Origin of the sequence: Variovorax sp. J2P1-31 (assembly GCF_030317215.1) — a bacterium.
In the GTDB taxonomy this organism is placed as follows: Bacteria; Pseudomonadota; Gammaproteobacteria; order Burkholderiales; family Burkholderiaceae_C; genus Variovorax.
Genome location: NZ_JASZYA010000001.1, coordinates 1,531,217 through 1,557,478, shown reverse-complemented (window position 1 = coordinate 1,557,478; position 26,262 = coordinate 1,531,217). Strand labels below are relative to the sequence as shown.

Here is a 26,262-nt window from a genome sequence, read left to right as displayed (position 1 = left end):
GTCATGGCAGCGGGCGGCGTTCGAAAGATGCACAGCCACCAGTAGCGCAGGGGCATGGACGGATTCATGGCCTCGGCCCTCCTTCAGAAGGAATGGACCAGCGCGACGCGGTAGGTCGTCTGCGTGTTGTCGCTCGAGGGCTGCATGTAGAAGGCGGCCCCCTGCGAGGCATTGACCGTCGGCGAGCTGCGCAGGTACGACACCGAGGCGTAGAAGGTGGTGCGCTTGGAGAAGCTGTAGCGCACCGCCCCGGTGTACTGGTTCCACTTGTCGTCTTCCATGGTCACGTGCTGGTAGCCGCCGACCAGCGCCCACGGGCCGTCGAGGAAGTACATGCCGCCGAGCTCGTAGACGTTCTGCGTGGTGCTGCTGGCGCCCTTGGTGAACTTGGTCGCCGTGGTGTTGGCCGCCAGCAGGAACTTCTCGAACCTGTAGCTCGCGCCGATGCCCGCCACCTCCTGCTTGTCGACGGTGAAGCCGGCGCCGGTGACCGGGTAGAAGTCGACCACCGTGTTGGGTCCGGGGCCCCGCGCCGCCGAAGGCAGCCCCATGAAGGAGTACACGCCGGTCTGGGCGAAGGGGAAGACCGTGGTGTCGTTGATGCGCACATAGGCCGCGCCGATGTTCAGCGCGCCATTCTTGTAGCCGCTGCCCAGGCTGAACTGGCTCTTCTTCTTGAAGGCGTCGATCTGCTCGCCGAAGGCGTACATGGCGCCGAAGGTGAAGCCGCCGAAGCTCGGACTCTGGTACTTCACCGAGTTGTCCATCTGCTTGCCGGAGATGCGGTCGTAGTCGCCCTGGTGGCCCGCGTAGACGCTGGCGAAGCCGCCGTAGTTGAACTGGGTCAGGTAGTCGCGCACGAAGTCGTACTGGCGGCCCGCGGTCAGCGTGCCCAGCGCGGCGCTCTCGAGGCCGACCCACGCCTGCCGGCCGAAGCCACGGCCGCCCTGCGCCAGCGTGCCGTTCTTGAGGTTGAAACCCATCTCCAGGTTGAACAGCGCGCGCAGCCCGCCGCCCAGGTCCTCCGCGCCGCGGAATCCGAGCCGGTTGCCGTAATTGGCGCCATCCGCAAAGCGGTATTCGCTGAAGCCGCGTTCATTGTCGATGTAGGTCAGCCCGGCATCGATGATCCCGTAGATGGTGACCGAACTCTGGGCCTGCGCGGAAAAGCAGATGGCAGCGGCAGCACCCAAAATACAACGCTTGATCATTTCAATACCTTCAGTGTTCCGAGATGAAAGAACCATGCGTTTTCAACGTGGGAAAAACGCAGCCCCGGCAGGCTTTCGGAATTCATTCCGTTCATTCGCCTTGCCGGTGCTTTCAGGTTATTTCAGGGCACCGCGCTCCTTCTTGTTCCAATACGTTCAAGAACTTGCAAATGGCCGCACCGGCTTCTTTTGGCCGTTTTCCGTTCATTTGCGATCAAGTCCGGGCGTCGTTCAGATCCGCTGATCGGTCGACGGCTTTTCCCACAGGTTCACGCCGCCGTCGATCAGGTGGCGGTCGATCTCGGCCAATTCGGCCGGCGTGAAGTCCAGGCGCTCGAGCGCCTTCGCGTTCTCGCGGATCTGGCGGGCGCTGCTCGCGCCGATGAGCACCGAGGTCATGCGCGGGTCCCGCAGGATCCAGGCCACCGCCATCTGCGCCAGCGTCTGGCCGCGGGCCCGGGCCAGTTCGTCGAGCATGCGGACGGCCGCCAGGTTGCGCTCGCTCAGGTGCGAGGCCGGCAGCGAATCGCCACCCGGCTGGTTGATGCGCGCATCGGCCGGGATGCCGTTCAGGTACTTGTCCGTGAGCAGGCCCTGCGCCAGCGGCGTGAAGGCGATGCAGCCCGCGCCCAGCGTCTCGAGCGTGCCGGTGAGCTCCGGCTCGATCCAGCGGTTGAGCATGTTGTAGGCCGGCTGGTGGATCAGCAGCGGCACCCGGTGCGCGGCCAACAGCGCCGCGAACTCGCGCGTCTTGCCGGCCGAATAGGAGGAGATGCCCACATACAGTGCCTTGCCCTGCCGCACCGCGCTCGCATAGGCGGCAGCCGTTTCCTCGAGCGGCGTGTCGGCATCGAAACGGTGCGAATAGAAGATGTCGACGTAGTCCAGGCCCATGCGGCCCAGCGACTGGTCGAGGCTGGCCAGGATGTGCTTGCGCGAGCCGCCGCCCCGCCCGTAGGGGCCGGGCCACATGCCCCAGCCGGCCTTGGTGGAGATCACCAGCTCGTCGCGGTGGGTGCGGAAGTCTTCCTGGAGGTGGCGCCCGAAATTGCTCTCGGCGCTGCCGAAGGGCGGGCCGTAGTTGTTGGCCAGGTCGAAGTGCGTGATGCCCAGGTCGAAGGCGGTGCGCAGCATGTCGCGCTGGCGCTCGAAGGGCGTGCTGTCGCCGAAGTTGTGCCACAGGCCCAGCGACAGCACGGGCAGCTTGAGGCCGCTGCGGCCGGTGTGTCGGTAGTGCATGCGTTGGTAGCGCTCGGCGGCGGCGATGTAGGTCATGGCGTTGCTTTTTCTCCGGGGACGGGGATGGGGGCCGTGGGTGTGGCCTGCGGGGAAAGGCTAAGCGGATCGACGCGGCGCCTCTTGTCCCAGCGCGCCCGGACTCTGGCCCGCGCGGCGGGCTCCGGGCCGTCGCCCCGGCGCAGGCGCGAAAGCGCCAGAATGCGGAAGGCATCTGCCTGGCTCGGGCGACGAACATGATCGAACTTCTCAGGGCTGCGACCCTCTGGCCCGCGCTGGCGGGCGTGGCCGTCGGCTTCCTCGCTTTCCGCAAGGAAGAGCGCACGGTCCAGATCGCCGCGGTGAGCGCCGAGCGCACGACGTGGCGCCACGCGCTGCGTGCGCTCGCCGCGGAGATCGCCGAGTTCCAGCTGTTCCCGGCCCAGGCCTCGATGCCCGGGCGGATCTGGCAGCTGCGCGCCCGGCTGGCGACGCTGCTCAACCCCAAGGACCCGCTCGACGTCGAGATCCTCGAACACTTCGACCGCCTGTTCTGCCAGGAGGCGCAGGACATGGACGTGTTCATCGAGCGCATCGCGCTGCTGCTCAAGCACGATTGGGAGCGCGTGAAGGCCGACAGCCTGCCGCTGCATGTCGCCCTCTGGCGCGCGATATGGCGCACGCCGCCCGAATGGAAGCACGAGGACTACCGGCAGCCGGTCGACGCGCTGCTGCGCCCCGAAGGCCCGCAGGACCGGTGGCCGAATCCGCACGGGGACCCGAAGCCGCGCTGACGCGCCCCGGGCCGCCGCGCCGCCCTGCGCTCAGGGCGTGGCCACCACCTCGGCCGCTTCGCCCTCCTCCTGCACATCGGCCGCCAACCCCTGCAGCAGGCGCGTGAGCTTGTGCACCTCGCCCTGGGGGTCCATCCACCAATCGGTCGACCAGATGCGATGGATGTGCCAGCCCAGGCCTTCGAGCACATGCTGGCGCAGCCGGTCGCGGTCGCGGGCGGTGGCGCCGGAATGGTAGGCGCGGCCGTCGCATTCGATGCCGACCAGGTAGCGGCCCGGTGCGCGCGGGTCGACCACCGCGAGGTCGATGCGGTAGCCCGAGCAACCCACCTGCGGATGCACCGTCCAGCCCGCTTCGCGCAGCACCCGGATCACCGCCACCTCGAAGGGACTGTCCGGCTCGCGGCCGGTGGGCGCGTTCTGCGCCACCAGCGCGCGGGCACCGCGGATCGCGAATTCCAGGTAGTGCTTGAGGTCGCGCACGCCCGCGGCCCGCACCCGCGCGAGGTCGATCTGCTCGGGCATCAGCGTGCTGTAGATCACCACGCCTTCGCGCGCCCGCGAGATCGCCACGTTGAGCCGGCGATGCCCGCCCTCCCCGTTGAGCGGCCCGAAGTTCATGGTCGTCTTGCCCGCGGCATCGGGGCCGTAGGTGATCGAGAAGAAGATGATGTCGCGCTCGTCGCCCTGCACGTTCTCCAGGTTCTTGACGAAGAGCTTTTCCCGCGCCTGCGCCGCGATGGCGCGGTCGAGTTCGGGGTTGGCGCGCCGGCGCGCGTCCAGCAAGGTGTCGATCAGGGCCTGCTGGGTCTGGTTGAAGGTCACGACGCCCAGGCTCAGCTCGCGCTTTTTCGGGTCGAGGTAGTGCGCCTCGATGCCCTCGACGATGGCGTCGGCCTCGGCCCGGTTGGTGCGGCTGCCGCCCCGGTCGTAGACGCCCGCCACGCGCTGGAACCGGACCGCCAGGTCGTCCGTGACCGGCGAGGGGAAGGTGACCAGCGAGTCCTCGTAGTAGCGGTGGTTGCTGAAGGTGATCAGGCTCTCGTGCCGGCTGCGGTAGTGCCACTTCAGGCTCAGCTTGTTCATGCCCGCGCCCAGGCACTCGTCGAGGATGCTCTCCAGGTCGTCCACGCGCTCGTCGTCGGCCGTGCCGGACTCCTCGCCGTCCGAGGACTTGTTGAAGAAGCTGGTCGGCGGCAGCTGCTTGGGGTCGCCCACCACGACGACCTGCTTGCCGCGCGCGATCACGCCCACAGCGTCCCAGACCGGGATCTGCGAGGCCTCGTCGAAGATCACCAGGTCGAACTGCGAGAAGCCCGCATCGAGGTACTGCGACACCGACAGCGGCGACATCAGCAGGCAGGGCTTGAGCTGCGGCAGCAGGGTCGGCATGGCCTGCACCAGTTGGCGTACCGGCATGTGGGCGCGCTGCTTCTGCCGCTCGCGCAGCAGCCGGCCCATCTCGCTGGTGGGTTTGGCCGCGACCCCCGCCGACGAGGGCACCTTGGCCGCGAGCGTGGCCGCCAGGTATTGCTCGGTGAGCTTCTGGAAGTTGGCATCCGCGGCGCGAAAGTCGCGGATCTTGCGTTCGTGCTCCGCGCTCGCGAAGTTGCGCAGGATCGGGTCGACGTCGATGGCTTTCTTGGCCCACCAGTTCCGGTAGCTGAACTCGAAATGCGCTTCGATGTCCTGCAGGGCGACCGCGCCGGCCTCGAGGTCCGCGACCAGCCCTTGCAGGCCCCCGGCGATGGCCCGGTCGCGCGCATTGCGCCAGAGGCACCAGGCCTGCAGGCGCGGCCTGGCCGATTGCCATCCGGCCAGCACGCCCAGCATCCGTGCCAGCGCGCCATCGGCATGGGCCTCGCCGGCCAGCGGGGCGACCGGCCTGGCCAGGGCCTCGACCTGGGCCAGCCCTTCGCGCAGCTCGCGCCAGGACGCGCGGAAGGCCAGCAGGTCCTGGCCGACGCGGCCACCCGGGGCGAGCAAGGCACGGTTCTCCGACACCAGCGGCTGCAGCACCGACCGCAGCGAGGCCGTCCTGACCTCGTCACCGGCCGCCAGGCGCACGACCGCATCGGCGAAGCGCTGGGCCCAGGTCTCGTGCGAGGCCAGCGCGGTCCAGTCGGTGCCGAGGCCCTGGTAGGTTTCTTCCAGCAGGCCCTGGGCCTCGGCCTGCATCGCGCGCAGCACCTGGTCCTCTTCGTTGAGCGCGACCAGGGGCTGCAGCATGGCCTCGACCTGCGCCGCCGTGGGTCGCCGGCCGTCGGCGCGGAAGGCCGCGAGCTTGCCGGTCACGGCGCGCTTCTTGAACAGCGCACCGAGCCACCAGGCCGCGCGGGCCGCCGACCATTCGGCCAGCAGCGCGGTGCCGTCGAGTTTGGCGAGGGTGGGCGTCCACCCGGCGCCGATGCGTTCCCAATGGCCGGCGCGCGCCGTGCCATGCCGCACGAGGGCGTGGACCCGCGCACGCGCGCCGCTGTCGTGCGCCTGACGCGCCAGGCTGGCCGGCACCTTCGGTGCGCCCAGCAGTTCGTCGGCCAGCGCGTCGAGCTGCGCCAGGCCTTCCATGCCCAGGCCGGCCGGGTCGAAGCCCAGCACCGGCGCCAGCGCCGCGGCCCGGGCCTGCAGCACCTCGGCCTGCTTGGCCAGCTGCCGGCCCGCCGCCAGCAGCGTGTCGCTCCAGGTCGGGCTCCATTCGGTCATGCCGACCAGGCGCAGCGGATGCGTGTCCAGCTCGCCGATCGCACCGGCCAGCGTCGCCATGCTGCGCGCGACCTCGCGCAACGCGTCCAGGTCCTCGCGCCGGTGCGTCAAAGCATCCTGCCAGGGCATGGCCGAAGCGTCCTTCCCGGGCGCGCCGATGCAGGTGCCGATCGCGTCGAAGACCGTCAGGCCGTTGGGATAGGCCCGGTGCAGCGCATCGACCAGGCCGTTGAGTTCCTGCCGCAGCTGCGCCAGCCGCTCGGCCTCGCGCGACCAGTCCTCGGTCGTGCGCTGGCCCGCCACGTCGAGCGCGATGCCCAGCTGCTGCAGCACCTCCGACTTTTTCGACTTCGACGAATGCAGCTCCAGGCAGAAAGGCCCGAGGCCGATGGCCTCCAGCCGCCGGTGCACCACCGACAGCGCCGCCATCTTCTCGGACACGAACAGCACCGTCTTTCCCTTGCCGAGGCTGTGCGCAATGATGTTGGTGATGGTCTGGCTCTTGCCCGTGCCCGGCGGGCCTTCGAGCACCAGGTCGCGGCCGGTGTCGACCGCGCACAGGGCCTTGAGCTGCGACGAATCCGACAGCAGCGGCGCCAGGATGTCCTGCGGCTGGAACCGCTGGTCGAGCCGGTCGAACTCACCGGCCTCGCCCTCGCGTTCGAAGGGCTGGCCCGGGTTCTCGATCAGGTGCCGGACCACGCGGTTGGCCTTGAGCTGCGCGGTACGGTCCTGCAGGTCCTTCCACATCAGGTACTTGGTGAAGGAGAACAGGCCCAGCCAGGCCTCCTCTCGCACCTCCCAATGCTTGATCTCGGCCACCGCCAGGCGGAAAGCCTGCAGCACGCGCTCGACGTCCACGCCCTTCTCGTCGCTGGGCAGCGCATCGAGCCCGGGAATGCGCAGCTCGAAGCTGCTCTTGAGGAACTGCAGAAGCGTCGGGTTGACGATGGTCTCGTCGTCGTGCCGCGTGAGGCGGAAGCCCGAGCGCACCGACTGGCGCTGCAGCGTGACCGGCACCAGCAGGATGGGCGCCATGTTCCGTCGCTCGGACTTCTCGTCCTCGGTCCAGCGCAGCAGGCCGATCGCCAGGTAGAGCGTGTTGGCGCCGCCTTCCTCGAGGCCGGTGCGTGCGGCCGTGTGGATGGCCAGCAGCCGCGCGTCGAGCTCCTCGGCCTTGACCTCCGCCAGCAGCTCGCGGTCGTCCAGCGCCTGCAGCGCCATGTCGTCCAGCGGCGAACGCCCGCCGCGGTTGGCATGCACCTGCGCCATGCGCGGGTCGGCGCCCTCCATGAGCGCGGGCACGGCGCGCAGCTTGAAGTCCTTGCCTTCGGCCAGCACGTCTTCCAGCCGCGCCAGCTCGGGTGCCACGAACTTGAGCGTGGTCTTCGTGAGCTTGAAGTTCAGCAGCTTGTTGCGCAGCGTCAAGTCGAGCAGGCGCGACTTCCATTGCGCCAGCCGCCCTTCGGGCGTGTCGTCGGACGGCAGGTCGATGACGGTGCTGGCGGCATCGAGCGCCGGCAGCGGCGGCATGGGCTCGATCGCCGCCGCCGGCTGCGCGTCGGTGTCGATCTCGCCAGGCTGGATCGGCGCCGCGCGCGACGGTAGCGGCTTGATCTGCACTTCGCGCGCGCGGTGGATGTCGATGGCGTAGCGGAAGGCCTGCTCGTCGCGCAGGTGCTCGGCGCCAGACTCCATCGCGATCCGCAGGCTGGCCCGCTGACTGTGGTGGCGCGCGATGCCCGTGGTCTCGAAGACCAGCAGCTCGCCGCTGTCGACCCGCTTGCGCACGGCCTGCACGTCGTCGGTCAGCGGGTCGGGGAAGCGGGTCGGGTGCAGCCAGACGCCGACCCAGGCATGGCCCTCGCCGATCAGCACCACCGGCCGCAGCCCGGCCTGCTCGAAGCAGGAGGCGAAGAGCATGGCCAGGTCAAGGCAGGTCGCCACGCCGGCGTCCCGGATGCGGTCGGGCGTGCGGATCTTCTGGCCGTCGCTGCCGAAGGAGGCCGGCGGCTCGGCGTAGTGGAAGCCGGCCGCGGCCAGCGTGCTGTAGAGGGCCGAGACCTGCTTCCACACCAGCTCGCGGCTTTTCGACTGGTAGCCGTTCATCGACAGCGCGTGCTCGGCCTCGCGCAGCAGCGCCGAGGCCTGGCCGACCCACACGTCGACGGCCGGGTTGTTGGGCATGCAGAAGGCCGCCAGCAGTTCGGGCAAGGCGCGGGTGCCGGCCCATTGGTCGTAAGCCAGCACCTGGACCGTCTGGCTGGCCCGGCCTCGTTCCACCGTGCCGGAGCGCACGGTCACGCCGATGGTGGCCGTCACGGCCTCCTGCAATTGCGCCAGGTAGCCATGGTCCGGCTGCAGGTCGAGCGGCGAGATGCGGCGTGATTCGCCGGGCGCCAGGCGGTCGAAGCGCAGCGTGACGCCGGCGGCGAAGCCCGGGTTGCAGGCCACGGCGACCTCGAGCTGCTCGAGCGCCTCGGCACCGCCGTTGGTGATCCGCAAGGCCCGCACCACCGGCACGGCGTTCTGGATCGAGGCGTAGCCGAGCGTGGGGTCGGCCTCGATCTCGATGGCCACCGGCCCGACCGAGGACATCGGCTGGCCCGTTTCAGATGCGGCGTGGGGGTCTGCTTCTTCTTCTCGCGCTTCGTTGTCGGGGCCGTTCATTCGCTCGTTCCATGCATTGATGCGGGTCATTTTGCATGGATGCGCGCGAGGTCAGCGACGCGTCGAGAGTCCCTGCGGCCGATCGCTTGTCATTCGCCCCCTTGCGATGGCAGTTCGATGCCATAGGCCTGTGCGAGACGGGTCAGCACATCGGCCATTGCGAGCTTCCCGAGCTGGAGCGTCTTGAGGTCGATGGATGCGTCGGCTGCCACCGCGACCAGGAAGCGCTTCATGTCGCCGTTGATCTTCGGATCGAGCGGAATGCGTGTGGCGGGCGTCAACAGCTGCGACAGTCGCAGCACGTCGTTCAGGTGCTTGCGGACGTCCTTGGCATCCACCTGGGCGCCTTGCTCTTTTCGCGCCTTCAGTTCCAGCCAAGCGATGGCCTTGAGCGGGATGAGTCGATCCTCTGCGATGCAGGGCAAGCCCAGGACTTCGCGGCGCCCAGCCATGACGAAGGCGTAGTAGCCCTCGTCCAGCAGGATGGCGGACAAGCTGGAGACGGCTTCGTCCAGGGGGATCGGTGTCAGCCGACTGCCTTCAGCGGGCCGCAGTCCGTCGGGCGCTCTGGCGAACAGTTCGACCATCGCCGGGTAGCGATCGTCCGCAGGCTTCTGAAAGCGATAGAAGATCGGGCGTCCCGTGTCGCTGGCCTGGCGGATCGCGTAGCTGCCGTCCTCGACGAATTGCCAGAAGGCCTCGCCAAATGCCGGCGTCAGCACCTCCACGTGCAACACGAAGTCCAGGTCTTTGGTGGCCCGGAACTCCAGCCCGGCCTCCTCCATCGTGAGGCTCGCTGCCGTGCCCCCGATCAGCACGTACTGGTCGACGTAAGGCGCAAACCTCTCCTGGAAAACACGCAGCCCTCTCACCATGGGAGCTGCGCCTTCAATTCGTCCAGTGCGAGCTGGACGCGGTCATCGGCGTTGTCTTCCAAGCTGAGCATCAGCGAGAGCGGGTCCACCGTGGTGACGTCCGGGATCAGCGCCGGGCTGTAGCGCCACAGCTGCCATTCCTGTGCGCCCGCTTCGGGCTCAGGCAATGCGCGAACACCGGCATTCGTCGCGGCCTTCCATTCGGCAGCCGTCACGGCATACACCGGCGATCTCGGCTCGGCCAGCATGGAGCCCAGCGCCAGCGCACTGAGCCCGGCCACCCGTCGAGGCCGATCCGCGTCATGCCCATGGCCTGCCACCCAGACCGTGCGTTTGACCGGCGTGCGCAGCGCGGGCTTCGCACGCTCCCAGATCTGCGCGGGCGGAAGTTCCATGCGCAGCCAGCGCACGCGGCCGACCGTGTAGGCAGTGGCCACTCCGGCCGCCGTCAGCTCCTTGACGGCGCGCGACAGCGTCATGGGCGTGTAGCCCAAGGCGACCGCGACCGCGGAGGGCTGCCAATCGGCTTGCCACGGCTGGCGGAGCAAGGCCGTGATCAGCATCGCCTGGGCGGACGGGCTCAGCGCCGTGTCCGCGGCTGGCGCGCGTTTCCGAAAGTACTCGCGCAAGTCCAGACCCAGGTCCGGCAGATAGAGCTGGTTGCCCGGAACGACGAAGGGGACTTTTTGCGCGATCAGGCGCCGACGGTCATACGAGGCCAGCGCATCGGTCACATAGACCACCGGCAATCCTGTCAGGGACTTGACCTTGTCCAGCCAGATCCGAACGTCCTTGAGCGACTGCTTCGCTTCGACGCGCCCGGTCGCGAGGAGGATGGGCTGGCCCAGCAACGCCAGCTCATGAAACGCGAATGCGTCGCGCAGGAAGTACGGCAGTTCGTTCGAATGCGCCCACGGCCTGAGGCCTGAGGCTTCGACACCCAGGACCTCTTCAAGGTAACGCAGAACGCCAGTTGCGAGGGTGCTCACATCCCCTCCTTGGTAACTCGAATTCCGCACAATAACATAACAACTGTTATCGTGTGAATTTTCTGTTATCTCGGCGCTGACACCTGTTGTCATGCCTGTGGGCGGCTCGCACACGCGCCCGCCGTCACCACGGAAAAACGGGGCTTGAACTCGCGGGCGCTCACGACTCCGAACACTCTCAGAACGTCTGCCCCTCGATCACCCGCCTGACCGTTCCCAGCACCGCGCCCAGGCCTTCCAGCGGGACGGAACCCAGCGCCAGGCGCAAGGCATGCGGCACGTGCGCGGTGGTCGAGAAGGGCTCGGCCGTCGAGACCGCGATGCGTTCGGCCAGCAGCGCCTTGGCCACGCGGTCGGCCCGCACCTCTTCGGCCAGCGTGAGCCACAGGAAGTACGACGCGGGATGGCGCACGCAGCGCAGCCCGGCCAGCGCGTCGGTGGCGATCGCCTGCCGGCGCATCGCGTCCGCGCGCTTCTCGGCCTCGAGCCGCGCCACCGTGCCGTCCTCCAGCCAGCCGCAGGCGATGGCCGTCATCACGGCGGGCGTGTTCCAGGTCGTGGTGCGGATGGCGCGCTCGATCTTCGGCATCCATGCCGAGGGTGCCGCGACGAAACCCACGCGCAGACCGGTGGCCACGTTCTTCGACAGGCCCGAGACGTAGACGGTCATCTCCGGCGCCAGCGCGGCCAGCGGCGGCGGGGGATCGGCCGCGAGGAAGGCGTAGGCCGCGTCCTCGATGAGCAGCAGGCCATGGCGGCGCGCCAGCGCCACCAGCTGCCGGCGGCGGCTGGCGCTCATCACCCAGCCCAGCGGGTTGTGCAGCGTGGGCATGACGTACACGGCGCGCACGCGCCGGCGCCGGCACAGCGCCTCCAGCGCATCGAGGTCCGGTCCCGCGCCGGCCGCGGGCAGCGGCGCCAGTTCGAGGTGCTGCGCCTGCGCCAGCAGCTTGAAGCCCGGGTAGGTCAAGGCATCGACCGCCACCACGTCGCCGGGCTGCAGCAGCGCCATGGCGGTGGTCGCCAGGCCATGCTGCGCACCGGCCACGATGGCGACCTGCGCAGGGTCCACCGCCAGCCCCCGGTCTTCGAGATGCCGCGCGACCGTGGCCCGTTCGGGCAGGCGCCCGCCGTGCGGCTGGTAGCGCAGCAGGGATTCCAGGTCGCCCGTGGCCGCCAGTTGGCGCAGCGCGGCGCGCAGCATGCCGGCCTGACCGGGCAGCGCGGGGTAGTTGAAGTTCAGGTCGGTGAGGTCGGCCGCGGTGTCGTAGGCGTCGATGCCCAGGTGGCGCGGCAGCAGGGTTTCGCGCACGAAGGTGCCGCGGCCGGTCTCGCCGCTGACCAGGCCCATGGCCTCGAGCTCGGCGTACACGCGGGTGGCCGTGACCAGCGCCACGCCCTCACGCGCGGCCAGCTTGCGGTGCGTGGGCAGCCGGGTGCCGGGCGCGAGGCGGCCCTCACGGATCTCGGCGGCGAAGGTGTCGACCAGCGTCTTGTAGCGGGCGTGGGCCATGGACCAATGTATTCATGACAATTATTTGATTGTATTGAACGGGCTTCCTACGATGCCGGAACCCTCCACCCACGACCGCGCGCCGGAACACCCCCATGCACATCGCCATCCTCACCTTCGAAGGCTTCAACGAACTCGACTCCTTCATCGCGCTGAACATCCTGCGCCGCGTCCAGAAGCCCGGCTGGCGCGTGTCGATCGCCAGCCCCGCCACCCATGTCCGCTCGATGAACGGCGTCGTGGTCGAGGCCCAGGCCACGCTGCGCGAGGCCTGCGCGGCCGACGCGGTGATCGTCGGCAGCGGCCGGCTCACGCGCGACGTGGTGGCCGACCCGGCCCTGATGGCGCAGCTGCAGCTCGACCCGGCCCGGCAGCTGCTGGGCGCGCAGTGCTCGGGCACGCTGGTGCTGGCCAGGCTGGGCCTGCTCGACGGCCTGCCGGCCTGCACCGACCTGACGACCAGGCCCTGGGTCCAGGACGCGGGCATCGAGGTGCTGGACCGGCCCTTCGTGGCCAAGGGCAACGTGGCGACCGCAGGCGGCTGCCTGGCGGCGCAGTACCTGGCCGCCTGGCTGATCGCGCGGCTCGAAGGCGAGGACGCGGCACGCAACGCCCTGCACTATGTGGCGCCGGTGGGCGAGAAGGAAGCCTATGTCGAGCGCGCGATGCGCAACATCGCGCCCTTCCTCGCGCGCCAGCCCGCGACGGCCTGAGTGCGGCTTCAGCCCCGCACGCGGATCAGGCCTTCCTGCGCCACCGAAGCCACCAGCCGCCCGTCGCGGCTGAACAGGCTGCCGCGGCAGAAGCCGCGCGCATGCGCGGCCGAGGGCGACTCGGTGTCGTAGAGCAGCCAGTCGTCGCAGCGGAAATCGCGGTGGAACCACATCGCGTGGTCCAGGCTCACGCCCTGCACGCCGGGCTGCTTGAAGTGCAGGCCGTGCGGCTGCATCGCCACGCCCAGCAGGCTGTAATCGGACACGTAGGCCAGCAAGGCCTGGTGCAGCACCGGGTCGTCGGGCAAGGCCTCGGCGGTGCGCAGCCAGGCGCGGTTGACTGCCGGGCGCGGGCCCGCGGTGGCCGGGTCGCGCGGGTCGACGAAGCGCAGGTCGAAGACCTCGTCGACCGCGCGCAGCGCCGCCTCGCGCGGCCGGGTCTGCTCGGGGGCCGGCACCTCGGGCATCGCGGGGGCGTGCGACACGCCCTCCTCGCGCCGATGGAAGGACGCCGACATGTGGAAGATCGGCTCGCCATGCTGGATCGCGACCACACGGCGGGTGGTGAAGCTCGCGCCGTCGCGGATGCGGTCGACGTCGTAGACGATGGGCGCGGCCTTGTCGCCGGGCCGCAGGAAATAGCCGTGCAGCGAGTGCGCCGCATGCTGCGGCACGGTGCGGGCCGCGGCCATCAGCGCCTGGCCCAGCACCTGGCCGCCGAACACGGCCGGCGCGCCGATGTCGCTGCTGCTGCCGCGAAAGAGGTTGTGCTCGAGCTGCTCCAGCCGCAGCTGCGCGACCAGCGCCTGCAGTGCCGCGCCGCGCTCGCCTTCGCTCCAGGGGCTCACGAGAAGAAACGCCCGGCCAGGGCCAGCCTCTCGCGACAGTCGGCCACCATGCGCGCGATCAGCTCGGCGCAAGTGGGCACGTCGTCGATCAGGCCGATGCACTGGCCGGCCGAGATCACGCCGTCGTCGACGGCGCCCGAGGCCAAGGCGGCACGGCCGCGCGCGCCGGCCACCAGCGGGCGGATGTCCTCGAATTCGCAGCCGCCCGGGCGCTGCTCGATGGCGCGCACCTCGTCGGCGATGGCGTTGCGGAACACGCGCGCCGTGTTCCTGAGCGTGCGGAACAGCAGCGCGGTGTCGCGCTCCGAGCCGCGCACCAGCGCCTGCTTGATGTTGTCGTGGATCGGCGCCTCCTGCGTCACGCAGAAGCGCGTGCCCATGTTCACGCCCTCGGCGCCGAGCACCAGCGCGGCGGCCAGGCCGCGGCCGTCGGCGATGCCGCCCGAAGCGATGATCGGGATCTTCAGTGCGCGCGCCGCGGCCGGGATCAGCACCAGGCCGCCCACGTCGTCCTCGCCCGGATGGCCCGCGCACTCGAGGCCGTCGATGGACACCATGTCCACGCCATTGCGTTCGGCCGACAGCGCGTGGCGCACCGTGGTGCACTTGTGGACGATGGTGATGCCGCGTTCCTTGAAGCGGGCGATGAATTCCTTGGGGCTGTTGCCCGCGGTCTCGACGATGCGCACCCCGCCCTCGACGATCGCCTCGACGTAGTCGGCGTAGGGCGGCGGCTGGATCGAGGGCAGGATCGTGAGGTTCACGCCGAAGGGCTTGTCGGTCATCCGGCGGGTGCGCGCGATCTCGCGGCCCAGGTCCTCGGGCGTGGGCTGGGTGAGCGCGGTCAGGATGCCCAGGCCGCCGGCGTTCGACACGGCCGCGGCGAGCTCGGCCACGCCCACCCACTGCATGCCGCCCTGGATGATCGGGTAGGCGATGCCCAGTTGTTCGGTGACACGGGTGCGGATGCTGCTCACGATGCGTTCTCCAGGGGACGAGGGTCGGCGGCCTGGGGCGCCGGGGGATGGAACAGGTGGCCTGCCTCGGCGCGGGCGCGCAGCCAGGCCGAGGGTCGGAAGCGTTCGCCGTGGCGTTCGGCCAGTGCGTCACACTGTTCCACGAAGGCGCGCAGGCCGACGGTCTCGATGTACGACAGCGTGCCGCCGGTCCACGAGGGGTAGCCCAGCCCGAGGATCGACCCCAGGTCGGCGTCGGCCGCCTCGGTGACCACGCCCTCCTCCACGCACTGTGCCGAGGCCAGCGCCTGGATGCCCAGCAGGCGCTGCTTGAGTGCCTCGACCGCGGGCTGATCGGCGGCCAACGGGAATTCATCCGCCAATCCCGGCCAGAGCTGCTTGCCGCCCTCGGCCAGAAAGTCATGGAAGCCGCCACCGCTCTTGCGGCCCAGCCGGCCCAGCGCGTTCATGCGCGCGACCACGGCCTGCGCATGGCCGCGCAGGAAGCGCGCATCGAGGCCGTCGGCGGTCGCCTGGTCGATCACCTGCTGCTGCAGGTCGAGCGAGACCTCGTCGGTCACGGCCAGCGGGCCGGTCGCGAAGCCGGCCTGGCGCGCGGCATTCTCGATCAGCGCGGGCGCCACGCCTTCGGCCAGCATCGCCATGCCTTCGTCGATGTAGGCGCAGAAGATGCGGCTGGTGAAGAAGCCCGGGCTGTCGTGCACCACGATCGGCGTCTTGCGCAGCTGCTGCACGAAGTCCAGCGCGCGCGCGAGCGCGGCCGGTGCGGTTTGCGGGCCCAGGATGACCTCGACCAGCGGCATGCGCGGCACCGGCGAGAAGAAGTGCACGCCGATCAGCTGCGCGGGCTTCTGCCAGTGCGCGGCCAGGCTGTCGATGGGCAGGGTCGAGGTGTTGCTGGCCCAGACGAAATGCGCGGGCACGTCGCCCAGCGCCAGGGCCGCGCGGGCCATGACATCGGCCTTGACCTGGCGGTCCTCGAACACCGCCTCGACCACGAAGTCGCTGCCGCGCAGCAGGCCGAGGTCGGCCGTGGCGGTGATGCGCGCCAGCCGTTGTTCGACATCGGCGCCCTTCTCCTTGGCATAGGCGGTCGCGATGCGCGCCTTGGCGGCCTCGGCCGCGGCCTGCGTCGCATCGACCAGCACCACCTCGATGCCGGCCGCCGCCGCGACCTGCGCGATGCCCGCGCCCATCATGCCGGCCCCCAGCACGCCCAGGCGCTGCACCGGCTGGCGCGGCACCCCGGCCGGCCGGCGCGCGAGCTTCTGCGCGGCGCCGCGGTTCACGAACAGCGTGCGCATCAGGTTGCGCGCCACCGGGCCGGCGAGCAGCGGGCCGAAGTACTGGGCCTCGATGCGCAGGCCCAGTTCGATCGGCAGCTGCGTGCCCTCGTAGACCGCGGAGAGGATGGCCAGCGGCGCGGGGTAGTTGTCCTGCGTCTCGCGCCGGATGCGCGCCACCGTGGCGCCGAAGCTGCCGTTGGCATGCGGCGCCAGCGCGCCGGTGCCGCCGGGCACGCGGAAGCCCTTCAGGTCCCAGGGCTGCTGCGCATCGGGATGCGCGAGCACCCAGCGGCGCGCGGTGGCGACCAGTTCGTCGGCCGGCACCACGGCATCGACCAGGCCCAGCGCCAGCGCCTCGGCCGGTGCCACATGGCGCCCGGTCAGCAGCAGCGGCAAGGCGCGCTCGATGCCGATCAGCCGCGGCAGCCGCTGCGTGCCGCCGCCCCCGGGCAGCAGGCCGACCGTGACCTCGGGCAGGCCGACCACGGCGCGCGGGTCGTCGGCCAGCACCCGGTGGTGGCAAGCCAGGCACAGCTCGAAACCGCCGCCCAGCGCCAGGCCGTTGATGGCCGCGGCCACGGGCTTGCCGCAGCGCTCGAGCGCACGCAGCGGCTGGGCGCTCTCCGCGATCAGCTCGGAGGCTTCGATGGCGGTGGTGCCGCGCGCATGGAAGCCGACGAAATCCTTGAGGTCGGCGCCGGCCAGGAAGCCGTTGCGCTTGCCCGAGGTGATCACGGCGCCGCGCACGTCCTCCCGCCGCGTGAGCTCGGCCACGGCCGCGCGCAGGTCGGCCGAGAAGCCGGGCGTGAAGACGTTCATCGGCCGGTCGGCCACGTCGAGGGTGATGAGGGCGATGCCGTCGGCGTCGACCTCGAAGCGGAGGTTGGGGGTCTGGGTCATGGGGAGGAAGGCTTCAGGAGAGGGTCAGACCCGTTCGATCACCAGCGCGGTCGACTGGCCCGCGGCGGCGCACAGCGTGACCAGGCCGGTCGCCTGGCCGCTGCGTTCGAGTTCGTCGAGCAGCGTGCCGACCAGGATGGCGCCGGTCGCGCCCAGCGGATGGCCCAGCGCGATCGCGCCGCCGTTGGGATTGATGCGCGCCGGGTCGATGCCGAAGTGGCGCGCGTAGCGCATCGGCACCACCGAGAAGGCCTCGTTGACCTCGAACAGGTCGATGTCGCCGATGGCCATGCCGCAGCGCGCGAGCACGCGCTCGGTCACGGGCAGCGGGCCGCCCAGGCTCAGCAGCGGTTCGTCGGCGCAGGAGGCCGCGGCCACCAGCCGGGCGCGCGGCTTCAGGCCGTTGCGCTCGCCGTAGGCGCGGTTGCCCAGCAGCACCGCGCAGGCGCCGTCGACGATGCCGCTGGAATTGCCGCCGGTGTGGATGTGGGGCACGCGCTCGAGCTGCGGGTAGCGCTGCAGCACGATCGCGTCGAAGCCCTGTTCGCCCGCGGCGGTGAAGGCCGGCTTGAGCTTGGCGAGGTCGGCCATCGTGGTGCCGGGCCGGTTGGCCTCGTCGCGCGCCAGCACGGTGCGCCCGAGCCCGTCGCGCACCGGGACCAGCGAGCGGTCGAAGCGGCCTTCGGCCTGGGCCTGGGCCGCGCGGCGCTGGCTCTCGACCGCGTAGGCGTCGACGTCTTCGCGGCCCACGCCGTCGAGCGCGGCCATCAGGTCGGCCGCGACGCCGTTGGGGATGTAGGGAAAGCGCCGCCCGATGGCCGGGTCGGTGTAGACCGCGCCGCCGTCGCTGCCGATGGGCACGCGCGACATCGACTCCACGCCGCCGCCGATCACCGCGTCGGCCTGGCCCGAGGCCACGAGGCCGAAGCCCATCTTGAGCGTGTCCAGCGCCGAAGTGCAGAAGCGGTTGAGCTGGTAGCCGCCCACGCTGTCGCCGTAGCCCGCGGCCAGCAGCGCGAAGCGCGCGATGTCGGCGCCCTGCTCGCCCACCGGCATCACGACGCCCAGGCCCACGTCCTCGATCTGCGTCGGGTCCAGCCCGTTGCGCTCGCGCAGGGCCTGCAGCACCTGGGCAGCCAGCTGGACGGGCGTGATGGGATGCAGGGCGCCGTCGGGGCGGCCCTTGCCGCGCGGCGTGCGCACGTGGTCATAGAGGAATACGTCGGTCATGTCGGTGCGCTGCAGCCAGGATCGCCTCGGTCTGCAAGGGTTTCTCAGTGGGTCGGCGGCCAGTCTAGAAAGCAGAATCGAAGCGCGAAATCGTCGGAAGCGACGGAAATTCCTCGCCGGGGTGGCCCCCACAATGGGTCCCTCGCGGTGCCCGCCCGAAGCGCTGCGCCCAAGGAGACAAGACCCGAGGCGATAGCCCGCTACAACACCGCTGCCCTGCCCGCCGCGCCCTGGCGCGCGGCCCCGATCCGCCTTTTCCTTCTTCTTCCAACCACCCGCAATGCCCCCCACCTCGCCCCGCATCCTGGAAACCAAGCTCAACCCGCCGGCCGTGGTCGTCACGCAGGTGCTGCGCACCGCGATCAGCGAACAGATCGCGGCGGCGGCGGTGAAGCTGGTCCTGGTGCGCGCGCCCGCGGGCTTCGGCAAGACCACGGCCATGGCGCAGAGCCGCCAGCGCATGGAGGCCGACGGCGTGGCCACCGCCTGGCTCACGCTCGACCGGGCCGACAACGACGTCTCGCGCTTCCTGATCTGCCTGGGCGAGGCGGTGCAGCGCCTGGGCGTGGACGAGCCGCCGGCCAACGCGCCCTTCGACGCGGTGGCCGCGCTGGCCGCGCACGACTCGCCCTTCACGCTGTTCCTCGACGACTTCGAGGTGGTGCAGGAGCCCGCGGTGCTGGGCCTGGTGCGCGAGGTCATCGACCACCTGCCGCGCCGCGGCCGCATCGTGATCGGCTCGCGCAGCCTGCCCGACCTCGGCGTGGGCCGGCTGCGCGCGCGCGGCCAGCTGATGGAGATCGACACCGACCGGCTGCGCTTCAACATCGACGAGACCAGCGCCTTCTTCGGCCAGCGCGCGGGCCAGGCGCTGCCGGCCGACATGCTGTCGCAGCTGCACCGCAAGACCGAGGGCTGGGTGGCGGCGATCTGGCTGGCCTCGATGGCGCTGGAGCGGCACGGCCTCGAGACCGGCTTCGTCGAGCGCTTCTCGGGCTCGGACCGCGCGGTGGCCGACTACCTGGCCGAGGACGTGCTCGCGCACCAGCCGCGCGAGATCCGCGACTTCCTGCTGCGCACCAGCATCCTGCGCCAGCTCGACGCCTCGGTCTGCCAGACCTTGAACCCGCGCGTCGACTGCGCCGCCATCCTCGACCAGCTGGCCGCGTCCAACCTGTTCCTCACGCCCGTGGCCAGCGACACGCCGGCCTGGCGCTACCACAGCCTGTTCGCCGATTTCCTGCGCGCGCAGCTGGCGCGCGAGCGGCCCGACGAACTCGCGCGGCTGCACCTCGCGGCCTCGGGCTGGTACGAATCGCAGGGCCGGCCGGTGCCCGCGATCGACCACGCGATCGAGGGCGGCGACCATCCGCATGCGCTCACGCTGCTCGACAGCTACGCCGAGGAATTCCTCGAGCAGGGCCGCATGCGCATGCTCTCGCGGTGGTTCTCGGCCATTCCCGAGCACCAGCTGCGCGCCCACCCCTTCCTGCAGCTGATCGCGCTGTGGGCCGCCTGCTTCACCTACGGCCCCTGGGACGCGATGAAGAAGCTCGAGCAGTCGGGCTGCGCCGAGAGCGGCATCCCCGAGGTGCGCGCCAGCGCCCACACGCTGACCCCGCTGCTGCTGGCCATGCAGGACCGCTACGACGAGGCCTACGAGGCCGGCCGCGAGAGCCTGGCCCGGCTGCCCACCGGGCTGCCCTTCGCCGACAGCGCGCTGCTCAACGCGATGGCCAACATCATCTCGGTGGTGGGCGACCAGCACGAATCGCAGCGCCTGCTCGACGCGGCGCGCAGCCGCCAGGGCAACAGCACCTTCAACCGCATGTACACCGAGTCGCTCGAGGGCATGCTCGACCTGCACGGCGGCCGGCTGCGCCAGGCCACGGCGCGCTTCCGCATGGCGGTCGACTCCACCCATGCGGTCTCGTACAACCACAGCCACGGCAACGCCTGGGCCGGCGTGCTGTACGCGGGCGTGGTCTACGAGGCCAACCAGCTGCCGCAGGCCGACCACCTGCTCAACGTCTACCTGCCGCTGGCGCGCGACGTGGGGCTGCCCGACCACATGATCCTGAGCCACGTGATGCGCTCGCGCATCGCCTTCTACACCGGCGACATCGACGCCGCCTTCCAGGCGCTGACCGAGCTCGAGTACCTGGGCCACCACCGCCAGCTGCCGCGCGTGGTGGCGGGCGCCAAGCTCGAACGCTCGCGCATGCTGCTGCTGCAGGGCAACGGCCCGGCCTCGCGCGACGAGCTCGCGCGCGCCGACGACCCGGCCCTGTGGGACCGCGAGCGCCGCCAGCGCCTGCCCGCGCACGACCTGGACTACCTCGCGCTGGCGCGGGCGCGCTGGGAGATCAGCTTCGGCGACCCGCGCGTCGCGCTCACCGCGCTCGACGCCGAACTGCACGCCGCCCTCGCCGCCGCGCGCAGCCGCCGCGCGCTCAAGCTGCGCGTACTGCGCGCGCTGGCCCTGCAGCGCGCGGGCGACGTGGCCGCGGCCCTGGAGGAGATCGGCGCGGTGCTGCAGACCGCGAGCCAGGAAGGCTTCATGCGCCTGATCCTCGACGAGGGTCCGGCCGTGGGCCTGCTGGTGCAGCGCTACGCCAACGCGGCGCAGGAACGCAGCGCGGCCGACGGGCGCAGCGACCCGATCCTGGCCGAGTACCTGCAGCGCCTGCTGCAGGTACTTGGCCCGATGGTCGCGCCGAATGTCGAGGCGCCCAGCGCCGACGGCAACAAGGAGCCGCTCACGCGCAAGGAGATCCGGGTGCTGCAGCTGCTGGCCGAGGGCTATTCGAACAACGCGATGGCCGAGAAGCTCTTCGTGTCCGACAGCACGGTGCGCACCCACCTGCGCAACATCAACATGAAGCTCGACGCCAAGAGCCGCACGCAGGCGGTGGCCATCGCGCGCAAGCTGGGCGTGATCCGCTGAAGCTTCGTCAGCGCAGCACCATCGCCAGCAGCACGGCCGTGAGCAGGCCCAGGTAGACCCGGGCATGCACCGCGTCGGGAATGCGCCCGATCAGCGGCGCCGCCAGCCGGATGCCGCCCCACGAGCCCGCGACCAGCACGGCCAGCGCGCGCAGGTCCACCAGGCCGATGTAACCCGTGCCCAGCGAGGCGCTCGCATGCCAGCCCAGCGCGACGTAGGTCGCGGCGCCCGCCAGCGCGACCGGCAGCGACAGCGGGTTGGCCATCGCCGTGGCCTGGGTCATGGCCACGCCGCGCCGGCGCATCAGCGGCACGGTCATCACGCTGCCGCCCACGCCCAGCAAGGCGGCGACGGTGCCGATGCCCAGGCCCGATGCGGCGGTCGCCAGTCCCGAGGGCGCGGGCGCCAGCGCGGGCCGGCGAGAGAGGAAGCCCGGGCGGAACACGCTGTCGAGAATGGTCAGCACCAGGTAGCCCACGAAGGCCCAGCGCAGCCACTCGCCCTGCGCGGCGCTCGCGGCCAGCGCACCGAGCGCCGCGCCCACGGCGATGGGCGCGAGCAGCGGCCGCACCTGCGCCCAATCGAGCGTGCCCGCGCGCTGGTGGCGGCGCGTGGCCAGCGCGGCGCCGAAGACCATCACGCAGGTCGAGGTCGCAACCGCGATCTGCATGGCCGAGCGCCCGACCGCGCTCTGCTCGCCGTTGGCCATCAGCAGCATCCGGTAGAGCAAGGGCACGACGACGAAACCGCCGCCGAAGCCGAACAACACGGTGGTGACGCCGGCCAGAAGACCGAACGCGCCGAGCAGGACATAGAAGGACACGGGCAACCTCTTCGCTAAAGAGACCGAGTGTCCGGACCCGACGCCCGGCCCGCCTGCGCCGATTCGCCAATAATGTTCGCCGTTCAGCCAAACTCGTCCAACCATGCGCAACGTGCCCCTCGCCGATGTCGATGCCCTGCCCCAGGCCGTGCTGGCCATCGGCACCGACTATGCGAAAGGCGTGCTGCTCGAGACCCACAGCCACCGCCGCGCGCAGTTCCTCTACGGCGCGACCGGCCTGATGGAGGTGGGCACCGACGACGGCGCCTGGGTCGTGCCGCCCTACAGCGGCGTCTGGATTCCGGCCGGCCAGCCGCACCGGGTGCGCATGGTGGGCGTGAGCACGCGCAGCCTCTACATCGAACCGGCCGCGGCGCCGCGCGCCGGCACGCAGTGCGCGGTGCTCAAGGTCTCGGCGCTGTTGCACCAGCTGCTGCTGGAAGCCACCGACGCACGGGCCGACTACCAGGAACACACGCGCGACGGCGTGCTGATGCAGCTGCTGCTGCACGAGCTGGCGCGCGCCGAGACGCTGCCCTTCTTCGCGCCGCTGCCGCGCGACCCGGGCCTGGCCGCGCTGTGCATTGGTTTCCTGCACCGGCCGCTGATCCACGCCGCGCCCGGCGACTGGGCGCGCCAGCTGCACAAGAGCGAGCGCAGCTTCAGCCGCCTGTTCCGGCAGCAGACCGGCATGGCCTTCGGCGAATGGCGCCAGCAGGCCTGCCTGCTGGCCGCGCTGTCGCGGCTGGCCTCGGGCACGCCCGTGACCACGGTGGCGCTGGAGCTGGGCTACGACAGCCCGGGCGCCTTCTCGACCATGTTCCGCAAGCGGCTGGGGCGCGCGCCGTCGTCGTTCCTGGAACGTGCCTAGTCCTGGAAGCGCGGCACCCGCTTCTCCATCGCCGCCTTGACAGCCTCCCGCTGGTTCGCGCTGCCGATGAGCTTGGCCTGCTCCACCGACTCGGCCATCAGCAGCGAGGCCGCATCGCCATCGGCCGACTGGTTGAGCAAGCGCTTGGCGCCGCGCACCGCGTCGGGGTTGCGGCCCGCGATGCCGCGCGCGAAGGCCAGCGCCTCGGCCAGCGGGTCGGCGCAGACGCGCGTGCCCAGGCCGATGCGGCAGGCCTCCTCGGCCTCGACGATGCGCGCGCTGAACACCAACTCGCGTGCCACGTCGGCGCGCAGCAGTTCGCGCATCAGCGGGATGCCGGCCATGTCGGGCACCAGGCCCCACTGCATCTCCATCACCGACATGCGCGTGTCAGCCGCGAGGTAACGCACATCGGCGCCCAGCGCGATCTGCAGGCCGCCGCCGAAGGCCACGCCATGCACCGCGGCGATCACCGGCACCGCCAGCTCGCGCCAGGCCCAGGCCACCTGCTGCGGCGCGTTGGCCAGGCCGTGGGTGCGCGCCAGCAGGTCGGTCAGGCCGTCGGCCACCACGCCGCCTTCGCTCATGCGGCCGAAGCTCGCCATGTCCAGGCCGGCGCAGAAGGCCCGGCCCTCCCCGTGCAGCACCACCGCACGCAGGCCGCGGACGCCGGCCAGATGCTCGGCGGCCGCCACCAGGCCGGCGAACATGCCGGCGTCGATGGCGTTCATCTTGTCGGGGCGCGACAGCCGCAGCTGGGCGACGCCGTCGCCGTCCAGCTGCAGTTGCACGCGGTCGTGGAATCTCTGGGTCTCAGTCGTTGGCATGGCGTTGTCTCCGGTCCTTGGCGTCACGTTCGGCGATATTCTCGCGCGCACGCCGCCAATCGCCGTCGGTCCATTCGGCCATGCGCGAGAAATTGCCGCCCGTGGCCTGGTACTGGCCGCCGTCGATGGCGATGGTCTGGCCGTTGACGTACTCCGAGCCCGGGCCCATCAGGAAGGCCGCGAGGTTGGCCAGCTCGGGCATGCGGCCGTTGCGGTCCATGGGGTTGCGGTCGGCCTTGTGCTCGCCGCCGCCGGGATTCAGGCGCGCGCTCATGCCCTCGGTCGGGAACAGGCCCGGCGCGATCGCGTTGAAGCGGATGCCGCGGCCGGCCCATTCGACCGCCAGCGATTGCGTCATCGCATGCAGGCCGGCCTTCGACATCGCCGAGGGCACGGTGAAGGGCGAGCCGTTCCAGACCCAGGTCGTGAGGATCGACAGCACCGAGGCCGACTTGCCCTCGGCCAGCCAGCGCTTGCCGCAGTCCAGCGTCATGCAGAAGCTGCCGCGGAACACGATGCTGGAGATGGCGTCGAAGGCGCGTGGCGACAGGTCCTCGGTGCGGCTCACGAAGTTGCCGGCGGCGTTGTTGATCAGGCCGTCGAGCGCGCCGCCGTCGGCCCAGATCTCGTCGAGCATCGTGCCGATCTGCGCCTCGTGGCGGATGTCGCAGGCCTTGGGGATCACGCGCCCGCCGTGCGCGGCCATGAGTTCGGCCGCGGTCTGTTCGAGCAGGGGCTCGCGCCGGCCGCAGATGTAGACCTCGGCGCCCAGCAGCAGCAGCGCCTCGCTCATCACGCGGCCCAGGCCGCTGCCGCCACCGGTCACGAGGTAGCGCTTGCCGGCCAGCAGGCCGGGCTTGTACATCAGGTCGTCGAGGGTCATGTCGTGGAATCCTTGGGGCTGTTCAACGGCCGGCGTAGTTGGGTGCGCGTTTTTCGAGAAAGGCCTGCATGCCTTCGCGGAAATCGGCGGTCTGGGTGCACAGCACCTGGTTGCGGTCTTCCATCGCGATCACCGCCTCCATGCTGGGTGCGTCGATGGCGAAGTTGAGCGCGTCCTTGGTCAGGCGCAGCGCCAGCGGCGTGGCATGCAGCATGTCCTCGGCCAGCGCCTGCGCCTCGGCCTGCAGTTCGGCCAGCGGCGCGACACGGCTCACCAGGCCCAGCGCGTAGGCGCGCTGCGCGTCCATGAAGCGGCCGGTGAGCAGGTACTCGGCCGCGACCGAGCTGCCCACCATGCGTGGCAGGAAATAGCTCACGCCCACGTCGCAGGCCGACAGGCCGATGCGGATGAACGCGGCATTCATGCGCGCCTCGGGCGTGGCCAGCCGCACGTCGGAGGCCAGCGCCAGCGCGAAGCCGCCGCCGCTGGCCGAGCCCTGCACCACGCTGACGATGGGCTGCGGGCAGCGGCGCATCGCCAGCATGATGTCGCGGATGCTCTTTTGTTGGTCGAGCACCTCGGGCACCGAGGGCTTCTCGGGGCCGCCCACCTGGTCCTTGAGGTCGAGCCCGGCGCAGAAGGCGCGGCCCGCGCCCTGCAGCACGACCACACGCGCGCTGCTGCGGGCGTTCAGGCCCTCGAAGTAGTCGCGCAGCGCCTGCACCAGTTCCGGGTTCATCGCGTTGAGCCGCTCGGGCCGGTTCATCGTGAGCCAGGCGATGCCGCCCTCCTCGCGCAGTTCGAGCACGCTCATCGCAGCAGCTCCCGCGTCACGGTGTCACAGCGCACGGGAGATCACCTCTTTCATGATCTCGTTGGTGCCGCCGTAGATGCGCTGGATGCGTCCGTCGGCGTACATGCGCGCGACCATGTACTCGTTCATGAAGCCGTAGCCGCCGAACAGCTGCAGGCATTCGTCGACCACCCGGCCCTGGGTCTCGGACCCCCAGAGCTTGGCCATCGAGGCGGTGGCGGTGTCGAGTTTTCCGGCCACCAGGTCTTCCACGCAGCGGTCGATGAAGGCCCGGCCGACCTTGATCTGCGTAGCGATCTCGGCCAGCTTGAACTTGGTGTTCTGGAATTCGGCGATCGGCTTGCCGAAGGCCTTGCGCTCACGCACGTAGTCGAGCGTGGCCTGGAAGGCGCCTTCCATCGTCGCCAGCGCGGTCACGCCGATGATGGTGCGCTCGTAGGGCAGGTCGCCCATGAGCTGGAAGAAGCCCTGCCCTTCGGTGCCGCCCAGCAGCGCCTCGGCCGGCACGCGCACGTCGTCGAAGAAGAGCTCGGAGGTGTCCTGCGCCTTCATGCCGATCTTGTCGAGCACACGGCCCACGCGGTAGCCCTTGCAGCCCTCGGTCTCGACGATCAGGATCGAGGTGCCCTTGGCGCCCTGGCTCGGGTCGGTCTTGACCACCACCAGCACCACGCCGGCCAGGAAGCCGTTGGTGATGAAGGTCTTCGAGCCGTTGATGAGGTAGCCCTCGCCGTCCTTCTGCGCGCGCGTGCGGATGCCCTGCAGGTCGGAACCCGCACCGGGCTCGGTCATGGCGATGGCGCCGACCAGCTCGCCGCGCGCCATGCGCGGCAGGTACTTCTGCTTCTGCGCCTCGGTGCCGTGGTTGAGGAAGTAGTGCGCGACGATGGCGTGCACCGAGGTGCTCATGCCGGTCAGGCCGCGGCGCGACATCTCCTCGTAGAACACCGCCTCGTGGCGGAAGTCGCCGCCGCCGCCGCCGTACTGCTCGGGGATGTCCGCGCACAGCAGGCCCAGCGCGCCGGCCTTGCGCCAGATCTCGTGGCCGACGTGGCCGCGCTTGCGCGCCGCTTCGTCGTGCGGGAGCATCTCGGTGTCGATGAAGCGCACCACGTTGTCGCGGTAGAGCTCCAGGTCCTCGTCGCTCCAGGAGCGGCGGAAGTCGATGGGCAT

General features: G+C 70.6%; 19 protein-coding genes. 4 read left to right on the top strand and 15 right to left on the bottom strand.

Going from position 1 to position 26,262, the window contains the following annotated elements:
* Positions 1 to 83 precede the first annotated feature (83 nt).
* Both QTI20_RS07140 and mgrA read right to left on the bottom strand, forming a co-directional pair.
* Positions 84 to 1,211 carry a porin gene (locus QTI20_RS07140; RefSeq protein ID WP_286574167.1) on the bottom strand — a complete coding sequence of 376 codons (1,128 nt, stop codon included), beginning with the start codon at positions 1,209 to 1,211 and terminating at the stop codon, positions 84 to 86.
* Positions 1,212 to 1,442: 231 nt separating this feature from the next.
* Positions 1,443 to 2,486 carry an L-glyceraldehyde 3-phosphate reductase gene (gene mgrA, locus QTI20_RS07135; protein ID WP_286548915.1) on the bottom strand — a complete coding sequence of 348 codons (1,044 nt, stop codon included), beginning with the start codon at positions 2,484 to 2,486 and terminating at the stop codon, positions 1,443 to 1,445.
* A 197-nt stretch (positions 2,487 to 2,683) separates the two neighbouring features.
* On the opposite strand from mgrA, the gene QTI20_RS07130 reads away from it, so the two are divergent.
* The gene (locus QTI20_RS07130) at positions 2,684 to 3,220 is read left to right on the top strand and encodes a hypothetical protein (protein ID WP_286548916.1); all 537 of its coding nucleotides are present in this window, start codon (positions 2,684 to 2,686) and stop codon (positions 3,218 to 3,220) included.
* Between the two features lie 30 nt (positions 3,221 to 3,250).
* On the opposite strand, the gene proA is transcribed toward QTI20_RS07130, so the two are convergent.
* The 4 genes from proA to QTI20_RS07110 all read right to left on the bottom strand — a co-directional run bounded on the left by proA (position 3,251) and on the right by QTI20_RS07110 (position 11,970).
* A complete protein-coding gene (proA, locus tag QTI20_RS07125) occupies positions 3,251 to 8,521 on the bottom strand; it encodes an anti-phage protein ProA (RefSeq protein WP_286550974.1) in 5,271 nt (1,756 codons plus the stop codon).
* A gap of 161 nt (positions 8,522 to 8,682) precedes the next feature.
* Complete coding sequence (locus tag QTI20_RS07120) at positions 8,683 to 9,468, bottom strand: hypothetical protein (protein WP_286548918.1); 786 nt, start codon at positions 9,466 to 9,468, stop codon at positions 8,683 to 8,685.
* Positions 9,462 to 10,457, bottom strand: a complete 996-nt coding sequence (locus tag QTI20_RS07115) for a hypothetical protein (protein WP_286548919.1) — start codon at positions 10,455 to 10,457, stop codon at positions 9,462 to 9,464. The genes QTI20_RS07120 and QTI20_RS07115 overlap by 7 nt, the downstream gene beginning before the upstream one ends.
* 178 nt (positions 10,458 to 10,635) lie before the next feature.
* Positions 10,636 to 11,970, bottom strand: coding sequence for an aminotransferase-like domain-containing protein (locus tag QTI20_RS07110; RefSeq protein WP_286548921.1), 1,335 nt, complete (start codon positions 11,968 to 11,970; stop codon positions 10,636 to 10,638).
* Positions 11,971 to 12,065: 95 nt separating this feature from the next.
* Here QTI20_RS07110 and QTI20_RS07105 point away from each other — a divergent pair, with 95 nt between their 5' ends.
* Positions 12,066 to 12,683, top strand: a complete 618-nt coding sequence (locus tag QTI20_RS07105) for a DJ-1/PfpI family protein (RefSeq protein ID WP_286548922.1) — start codon at positions 12,066 to 12,068, stop codon at positions 12,681 to 12,683.
* A gap of 8 nt (positions 12,684 to 12,691) precedes the next feature.
* Here QTI20_RS07105 and QTI20_RS07100 read toward each other — a convergent pair whose 3' ends face one another.
* From QTI20_RS07100 to QTI20_RS07085, 4 genes are read right to left on the bottom strand one after another with little or no spacing between them, the layout of a single operon-like run.
* Positions 12,692 to 13,531, bottom strand: a complete 840-nt coding sequence (locus tag QTI20_RS07100; protein WP_219217047.1) for an acyl-CoA thioesterase — start codon at positions 13,529 to 13,531, stop codon at positions 12,692 to 12,694.
* The gene (locus QTI20_RS07095) at positions 13,528 to 14,499 is read right to left on the bottom strand and encodes an NAD(P)H-dependent flavin oxidoreductase (protein ID WP_286550975.1); all 972 of its coding nucleotides are present in this window, start codon (positions 14,497 to 14,499) and stop codon (positions 13,528 to 13,530) included. Before QTI20_RS07095 ends, QTI20_RS07100 begins: the two co-directional genes overlap by 4 nt.
* A 5-nt stretch (positions 14,500 to 14,504) precedes the next feature.
* Entirely contained in the window at positions 14,505 to 16,694 is a 2,190-nt protein-coding gene (locus tag QTI20_RS07090; RefSeq protein ID WP_286548924.1) for a 3-hydroxyacyl-CoA dehydrogenase NAD-binding domain-containing protein, read from the bottom strand.
* A 24-nt stretch (positions 16,695 to 16,718) separates the two neighbouring features.
* Positions 16,719 to 17,924 carry an acetyl-CoA C-acetyltransferase gene (locus QTI20_RS07085; RefSeq protein WP_286548925.1) on the bottom strand — a complete coding sequence of 402 codons (1,206 nt, stop codon included), beginning with the start codon at positions 17,922 to 17,924 and terminating at the stop codon, positions 16,719 to 16,721.
* A gap of 280 nt (positions 17,925 to 18,204) precedes the next feature.
* Here QTI20_RS07085 and QTI20_RS07080 point away from each other — a divergent pair, with 280 nt between their 5' ends.
* Positions 18,205 to 20,871 (top strand): winged helix-turn-helix domain-containing protein, encoded by a 2,667-nt coding sequence (locus tag QTI20_RS07080; RefSeq protein WP_286548926.1) that lies wholly within the window; start codon positions 18,205 to 18,207, stop codon positions 20,869 to 20,871.
* 7 nt (positions 20,872 to 20,878) lie between these two features.
* On the opposite strand, the gene QTI20_RS07075 is transcribed toward QTI20_RS07080, so the two are convergent.
* Positions 20,879 to 21,694 carry a sulfite exporter TauE/SafE family protein gene (locus QTI20_RS07075; RefSeq protein WP_286548927.1) on the bottom strand — a complete coding sequence of 272 codons (816 nt, stop codon included), beginning with the start codon at positions 21,692 to 21,694 and terminating at the stop codon, positions 20,879 to 20,881.
* A 103-nt stretch (positions 21,695 to 21,797) separates the two neighbouring features.
* Here QTI20_RS07075 and QTI20_RS07070 point away from each other — a divergent pair, with 103 nt between their 5' ends.
* Positions 21,798 to 22,565, top strand: coding sequence for an AraC family transcriptional regulator (locus QTI20_RS07070; RefSeq protein ID WP_286548928.1), 768 nt, complete (start codon positions 21,798 to 21,800; stop codon positions 22,563 to 22,565).
* On the opposite strand, the gene QTI20_RS07065 is transcribed toward QTI20_RS07070, so the two are convergent.
* Genes QTI20_RS07065 through QTI20_RS07050 form a run of 4 tightly spaced genes read right to left on the bottom strand, consistent with a single transcriptional unit; the run spans position 22,562 to position 26,262 of the window.
* Positions 22,562 to 23,392, bottom strand: coding sequence for a crotonase/enoyl-CoA hydratase family protein (locus tag QTI20_RS07065; RefSeq protein WP_286548929.1), 831 nt, complete (start codon positions 23,390 to 23,392; stop codon positions 22,562 to 22,564). The two genes, QTI20_RS07070 and QTI20_RS07065, sit on opposite strands and share 4 nt — an antisense overlap.
* Positions 23,379 to 24,275: an SDR family oxidoreductase gene (locus QTI20_RS07060; RefSeq protein ID WP_219217022.1), complete on the bottom strand. Its 897-nt coding sequence runs from the start codon at positions 24,273 to 24,275 to the stop codon at positions 23,379 to 23,381. Before QTI20_RS07060 ends, QTI20_RS07065 begins: the two co-directional genes overlap by 14 nt.
* Before the next feature lie 22 nt (positions 24,276 to 24,297).
* Entirely contained in the window at positions 24,298 to 25,089 is a 792-nt protein-coding gene (locus tag QTI20_RS07055) for an enoyl-CoA hydratase/isomerase family protein (protein ID WP_286548932.1), read from the bottom strand.
* A 24-nt stretch (positions 25,090 to 25,113) separates the two neighbouring features.
* Complete coding sequence (locus QTI20_RS07050) at positions 25,114 to 26,262, bottom strand: acyl-CoA dehydrogenase family protein (protein ID WP_183025813.1); 1,149 nt, start codon at positions 26,260 to 26,262, stop codon at positions 25,114 to 25,116.